This is a genomic window from Pseudomonas sp. GL93 (assembly GCF_003408955.1).
Lineage (GTDB): Bacteria > Pseudomonadota > Gammaproteobacteria > Pseudomonadales > Pseudomonadaceae > Aquipseudomonas > Aquipseudomonas paracarnis.
Genome location: NZ_NKRF01000117.1, coordinates 1 through 6718 on the forward strand (window position 1 = coordinate 1; position 6718 = coordinate 6718).

A 6718-nucleotide genomic window follows, 5' to 3' on the forward strand; every position below is an offset into this window, starting at 1 on the left:
GGGTAAACCGGCAGGGATGCCGGTTTAGCCGCCCCGCGCCATGGATGGCGCGTGGCGGCGGCCCCCCAAATCACTGGCGGATTACGGGCACACCGAGCCTGGGCGAGGTGCCGAGTGGTGGGGCAAGAGCGTTTTGCTTACTTTTGCGCTTTTCAAAAGTGAGCCGCTGTAAGAGCGGAACCCTAAGTGGCCGTTACCTGAATAACGGATATGTACGCGGTCAGATCCAACATCCTGGTCGGCTGTCAGGCCGCCATCGCAGGCAAGCCAGCTCCCACAACAAGCTCCCTAGCCACGCATTTGTACTCAATCAAGAAGCCAACCATGCAAACGTCTAAATTCCGCAAAATCGGCATTCTGGCTATAGCGGCCGTCGCAATAGGCCTGATCATCTACACCGTAAACGCCCCCGCCGACGCCCCCAAATACCTCACCGCTACCGCCGAACGCGGCGATATCGAAAACGCGGTATTGGCCACCGGCCTGCTCGAAGGCGTCAAACAAGTCGACGTCGGCGCCCAGGTCTCTGGCCAGCTCAAGTCGCTGAAAGTCAAAGTCGGCGACAAGGTAAAGAAGGGCCAATGGCTGGCTGAAATCGACCCCTTGATCCTGCAGAACACCCTGCGCAAAGCCCAGGTCGATGAAGAAAACCTCCAGGCCCAACGCCGCGCGACAGCCGCGCAACTCAAGCAGGCCAAGTCTGTGTATGAGCGCTACAAAGGCTTGCAGGCCGACGAGTCGGTGTCGCGCCAGGATTTCGAAGACGCCGAATCGACCTACCAGGTGCAGCAGGCCAACCTGCTGTCCCTGGACGCGCAGATCAAAAGCGCGCACATCCAGATCGATACCGCCAAGGTCAACCTGGCCTATACCCGCATCAACGCGCCCATCGACGGCGACGTGGTGGGCATTGTCACCCAGGAAGGCCAGACCGTGATCGCCAGCCAGTTGGCGCCCGTGCTGCTCAAGCTGGCAGACCTGGACACCATGACTGTCAAAGCCCAAGTGTCGGAAGCGGATGTGATTCATATCAGCCCCGGCCAGCAGGTGTACTTCACCATCCTCGGCGAGGCAGACAAACGCTATTACGCCAAACTGCGCGGCACTGAGCCGGCGCCGCAGAACTTCCTTGAAACCCAGACCGCCGGCACGCCGAAGCAAAACACTGCGGTGTTTTACAATGCGTTGTTCGACGTGCCCACCCCCGACCACCGCCTGCGCATCGCCATGACCGCCCAGGTGCGCATTGTGCTCGACACCGCCCAGGCCGCGCTGATGGTGCCCGTGGCGGCGTTGGGCGTGCGCAATGCCGATGGTCGCTACGAAGTGCGGGTGCTGGATGCCAAGGGCAAGGCGGTGGCCCGCACGGTGAAGACTGGTATCAATAACAACGTCAAGGTGCAGATCCTGGACGGCCTGGCCGAGGGCGACACCGTGGTGATCGGCGACGCCACGCCTGCCGTGGCGGGGAGCTGAGTCATGACCCAGCCTCTGTTGGAACTCAAGGGCATCACCCGCAGCTTCATGGCCGGCGAGCGCGAATTCATTGCGCTCAAGGGCATCGACCTGACCATCCATACCGGGGAAATGCTGGCGATTATCGGCGCCTCCGGTTCGGGTAAATCAACCCTGATGAACATCCTCGGCGGCCTGGATTACGCCACTGCCGGCAGCTACAAGATCAATGGCATCGAAACCCGCTCCCTGGGCGATGAGCAACTGGCGGAGCTTCGGCGCGATTACTTCGGGTTTATCTTCCAGCGCTACCATTTGCTCGCGCACCTGAGCGCTTTGCACAACGTGGAAATGCCGGCGATCTACGCCGGCACCCCGCAAAGCCAGCGCCATAGCCGCGCCGGGGAACTGCTGGCACGCCTGGGCCTGTCGGGCCACACCAGCCACCGGCCCAGCCAGCTGTCCGGCGGGCAACAGCAGCGGGTGAGTATCGCGCGGGCCTTGATGAATGGCGGTGAAGTGATCCTGGCCGACGAACCCACCGGCGCCCTCGACACCCACAGCGGCAAGGAGGTGATGCGCATCCTCGCCGAGCTGCACGCGGCGGGGCATACGGTAATTATCGTCACCCACGACCCCAAGGTCGCGGCGAACGCCCAGCGCATTGTCGAGGTGTGTGATGGCGAGATCATCAGTGACAAGGCCAACGACAGTGTCGGCCTGGAGTTGCCCGCCGAGGCGCCGGTCGAGCCCCGCCGCAGTGGTGCGCGGCGCCTGGTGGCGAGCCTGGGGTTGTTCAAGGAAGCGTTCAACATGGCGTGGGTGGCGCTGATCTCCCACCGCATGCGCACCCTGCTGACCATGCTTGGGATTGTCATCGGCATCACCTCGGTGGTGTCGATCTCGGCCATTGGCGAAGGCGCCAAGCGCTATGTGCTCAAGGACATCCAGGCCATTGGCAGCAACACCATCGATATCTTTTCCGGCACCAGTTTTGGCGACAGCCGCGCCTCGGCCATCGAGACCCTGATGCCCTCGGATGTGGAGGCCTTGAACCAGCTATATTACGTCGACAGCGCCACGCCGGTGGTGGGGCGCAACCTGTTGTTGCGCTACGGCAATATCGACCTGGATGCCCAGGTCAATGGCGTCAGCGATCGCTACTTCAAGGTCAAGGGCCTCAAGCTTGAAGCCGGCATTGCCTTCAGCGAAAGCGATGCTCGACGCCGGGCCCAGGTGGTGGTGCTCGACCACAACACCCGCCAGCGCCTGTTCGGACCGAACATCGACCCGCTGGGCCAGGTGATCCTGATAGGCAACCTGCCGTGCACGGTGATCGGGGTGACGGCGGACAATAAAAACATGTTCGCCGCCAGCAAGGCCCTGAACGTGTGGGTGCCGTACGAAACCGCGGCGGGCCGTCTGCTGGGCCAGCGTCATCTGGACAGCATCACCGTGCGCATCAAGGACGGCCAGCCGAGCAAGGTGGTGGAGGACAACGTCAATAAGCTCATGCTGCAACGCCACGGCACCAAGGATTTTTTCACCAACAACCTCGACAGCATCATGCAGACGGTGCAGAAAACCAGCCGCTCCCTCGCACTGTTGCTGTCGTTGATCGCGGTGATTTCTTTGCTGGTGGGCGGTATTGGCGTGATGAATATCATGCTGGTGTCGGTCACCGAGCGCACCCGTGAAATCGGGATTCGCATGGCGGTGGGGGCGCGGCAATCGGATATTCGCCAGCAGTTTCTGGTGGAGGCGGTGATGGTATGCCTGATCGGCGGGATCATCGGGATCTCGTTGTCCTACGCTATCGGCTACCTGTTTTCGCTGTTTGTGAAGGAATGGGAGATGGTGTTTTCGGTGGGCTCGATCATTACCGCGTTCGCCTGTTCGACGTTGATCGGCATTGTGTTTGGTTTTGTACCGGCGCGGAATGCGGCGCGGTTGGACCCGATAGAGGCACTGGCCCGGGACTGATCTGTGGGAGCTGGCAAGCCAGCTCCCACATGGGATTGTAATGATCGTTCCCACGCTCTGCGTGGGAATGCCGCCATGGACGCTCTGCGTCCACGGTGACGCAGAGCGTCACGGGATCCGTTCCCACGCGGAGCGTGGGAACGATCTTATAGGGCGGTGTCGGACTCGGTCGAGTACATCCACCGCAACAACGAATGTCGCCCGCTGATCCCCAACTTGATCGCCGCACGCTTGAGGTAGCTCTCGATGGTGTTGACCTTCAACGCCAGTTGCTCGGCCAACTCCGGCGCGGTGCGCCCGGCCAGCAGGCCCACGCACACTTCCAGTTCACGGTTGGACAGGGTCAGCCCCGATTGCACCAGGCGCTCCTGGATGCGTCGGCGCAAGGTGTCGATGCCCTGGTGTTGAGGCACTGCGCACGGGCTGTCTGGGAGCGATGGCTGCAGCGCGGTGATGTGTTTTTCCACCATGGGCAGCAACAGCGTGGAGAAGTCCTGGAGCATGCTGCGTTCCTGCGCAGAAAAACTGTCGCAGGGGTGCGAACGGTACACCGACAGTACGTAGCGCACATCGTCCTTGCGGCGCGTGAGGTGCAATTGGGCGGCAAGTGGCTCGCTGCCCAGGGCCGCCGCCGAATCGGTGTACACCGGGCTGATCTTGCGGCGGCCAAGGCCTTCGCGGCTGACGTGCAATTGGGTGATATGGGTGGCGTCCACTGCCAGTTGGGTGAGGATCAGGTCATGCAGCATACGTGGGAAATGGCGGCTGCCGGTGCTGGCGATGACCTTGCCTATCTGTGGGAACAGGGGTGAGTTCATCAATTCGTCCATGAGTTTCGTGCAGGTATTCGGCCTTATAGCGACGGGGGTTAAGAAGGTAACAAATGTGAATAACCTGCAGTGATAATGCGTCCCGCCGCTGACATGCTAGTACAGGCTGGCTAAAGGAGGGGGATCCAATCTGCGAAAAAAAGCATTAAACAAGTAGAACGGCAGTCGGATCCTTCCGACCGCCGCCCAGGCACCGCAAAACGCACGGCTTGAGGCGCTATTTCATCGCATAAGCCGCTGTCGCGGCTGGCCGCAGGTTGGCACCGCTGCACTTGGCCAGGGCCTGTTGGATATCCGCCAGCAGGTCGGTCACGTCTTCAAGCCCCACCGACAAACGCACCAGGCCCTCGCTGATACCGTGCTGCGCAAGTTGCTCGGGGGTGTAGGTGGAGTGGGTCATGCTCGCCGGGTGTTGGGCCAGTGATTCGGCATCCCCCAGGCTGACCGCACGGGTGAACAGTTGCAGCGCGTTCATGAAGCGCTGGCCGGTTTCGATGCCACCCTTGAGTTCAAAGGCAATCATGCCGCCAGGCAGTTTCATTTGCCGGTTTGCCAGTTCGTACTGTGGGAAAGAACGCAGACCGGGGTAGGTCACCCACTGCACGGCCGGGTGCGCCTGCAACGCCTCGGCCACCGCCTGGGCGTTGCTGCAATGGCGGTCCATGCGCAGGGCCAGGGTCTTGAGGCCGCGCATCAACAACGATGCGTCCTGGGGTGACATCACCGCGCCGGTCAGGTCCTTGAGCCCTTGCAGGCGAATACGCTGCGCCAGGGTTTGGTTGCTCACGGCGATGCCCGCGGTGATGTCGCCGTGGCCGCTGAGGTATTTGGTGGCCGAGTGCACCACCACATCGGCACCCAGTTCCAGGGGGCGTTGCAGGTAGGGCGTGCAATAAGTGTTATCGACCACCACGGTGACATTCGGCTGTTGATGGGCCAACTCGGCCACGGCGGCGATGTCGATCAGGCGCAGGTTGGGGTTGGCCGGGGTCTCGCAGTAGAGCATGCGGGTGGCGGGGGAGAGGGCTGCTTGCAGGGCGGTGAGGTCGGTCAGGTCGACATGCCGCACCTTGATACCGAATTCGCCGAGGCCATGGTGCAACAGGGCGAAGGTACAGCCATAGAGGGTCTGGCTGACGATGATCTCGTCGCCCGGGCGCAACAGGGTCCAGAACGTTGCGGCAATCGCGCCCATGCCGGAGCTGAATGCTACGGCGGCCTCGCCGTTTTCCAGGCTGGCCATGCGTGACTCCAGCAGGGCCAGGGTGGGGTTGGAAATACGTGTATAGAAGTGGCCGCTGGCTTCGCCGGCAAAGCAGGCGGCGCCGTATTCGACGGTGGGGAAGGCGAAGGTGGCAGACAAGTAGATGGGTGGAACGAGGGCGCCGTGATGGTCAACAGGGTCATAGCCATGGTGAATGGCACGGGTGCAAAAGCCGAAGCTGGTGTGTTTAGTGTGCATGTCGGGCGCTCCTTATTTCCTACAATGCTATGCTCATAACCACAGATGAACTTTGCATAAAAGCCTGGAAAAACCCGCGTTTGTGGATCAAACATCGATAAAAATAATGATTAGAGGCACGTTATGCCCATCAAGCTGGACCGTACGGACAAAGCCCTTTTAAACGCGCTGCAAGGCAACGCCCGCCTGACCGTGGCCGAGTTGGCCGAGCGGGTGGCCCTCACCACCTCACCGTGCTGGCGCCGGGTGCGCACCCTGGAGGAGAGCGGGGTGATCAGTGGCTACCAGGCGATCCTCTCGCCCAAGGCGCTGGGCTATGGGGTGACCGCGTTTGTCAGCATCATGATGGAGAGCCACACTCAGGAAGTCGCCCGGGCGTTCGAGCTGCGGCTGTTGGCGATTCCGGAGATTGTGGCGTGCCATAACGTTTCGGGGCGCTATGATTTTTTGCTGGAAGTGGTGGCCAAAGACCTGGAGTCGTTTGGCGAGTTTGCCCGGGAGGTTTTGCAGACGTTGCCCTGCGTCAAGGAGATCTATTCGAGTTTTTCATACAAGTCGGTGCGGCCGTTGCGGGTGATTCCACTGCCGGGTTGACGGGGGGGCTTACGGCGCGAGCCGATGCGTATGCACCTGACGCCCTGCGATCCAACTGTGGGAGCTGGCTTGGCTGCGATGGCGGCCTGCCAGCCGACACCTATCTACCTGACGCCCCGCGATCAAATTGTGGGAGCTGGCTTGCCTGCGAAGGCGCCTGACAGCCGACGCAGTTATACCGAGTACATATCCATTCCTGCGGTAACGGCCACCTAGGGTTCCGCCCTTACGTGAACTGCCCCCCAAAAGTTGGACAGGAGACGCTATTGATTTAGTGCCTGGGTCCGAAACTGTACCGGACTCAAGCCATTCAGTCTGAGGCTTATGCGGTCTTGGTTGTAGTAGGTGATGTAATCCTCTAAGCCTGATGCCAGTTGCTCCACACTCTCAAATG

6 protein-coding genes are annotated in these 6718 nt (G+C 61.1%); 3 read left to right on the top strand and 3 right to left on the bottom strand.

All coding sequences use genetic code 11. The features are described from left to right. The first annotated feature begins 324 nt into the window (after positions 1-324). Both macA and CER19_RS24580 read left to right on the top strand, forming a co-directional pair. Positions 325-1476: a macrolide transporter subunit MacA gene (gene macA, locus CER19_RS24575; RefSeq protein ID WP_116668305.1), complete on the top strand. Its 1152-nt coding sequence runs from the start codon at positions 325-327 to the stop codon at positions 1474-1476. 3 nt (positions 1477-1479) lie between these two features. Then, positions 1480-3438 (top strand): MacB family efflux pump subunit, encoded by a 1959-nt coding sequence (locus CER19_RS24580; protein ID WP_116668306.1) that lies wholly within the window; start codon positions 1480-1482, stop codon positions 3436-3438. Positions 3439-3584: 146 nt separating this feature from the next. On the opposite strand, the gene CER19_RS24590 is transcribed toward CER19_RS24580, so the two are convergent. Together CER19_RS24590 and CER19_RS24595 are read right to left on the bottom strand one after the other, a co-directional pair. Next, positions 3585-4256 carry a helix-turn-helix transcriptional regulator gene (locus CER19_RS24590; protein WP_178088128.1) on the bottom strand — a complete coding sequence of 224 codons (672 nt, stop codon included), beginning with the start codon at positions 4254-4256 and terminating at the stop codon, positions 3585-3587. A 229-nt stretch (positions 4257-4485) separates the two neighbouring features. Then, the gene (locus CER19_RS24595) at positions 4486-5730 is read right to left on the bottom strand and encodes a methionine gamma-lyase (RefSeq protein WP_116668309.1); all 1245 of its coding nucleotides are present in this window, start codon (positions 5728-5730) and stop codon (positions 4486-4488) included. Positions 5731-5853: 123 nt separating this feature from the next. Between CER19_RS24595 and CER19_RS24600 the strand changes: the two genes are divergently transcribed. Further along, the gene (locus tag CER19_RS24600; RefSeq protein ID WP_116668310.1) at positions 5854-6324 is read left to right on the top strand and encodes an Lrp/AsnC family transcriptional regulator; all 471 of its coding nucleotides are present in this window, start codon (positions 5854-5856) and stop codon (positions 6322-6324) included. A gap of 263 nt (positions 6325-6587) precedes the next feature. On the opposite strand, the gene CER19_RS24610 is transcribed toward CER19_RS24600, so the two are convergent. Continuing rightward, on the bottom strand, positions 6588-6718 hold a 131-nt coding region (locus CER19_RS24610; protein ID WP_133298363.1), incomplete at its 5' end, for an IS3 family transposase.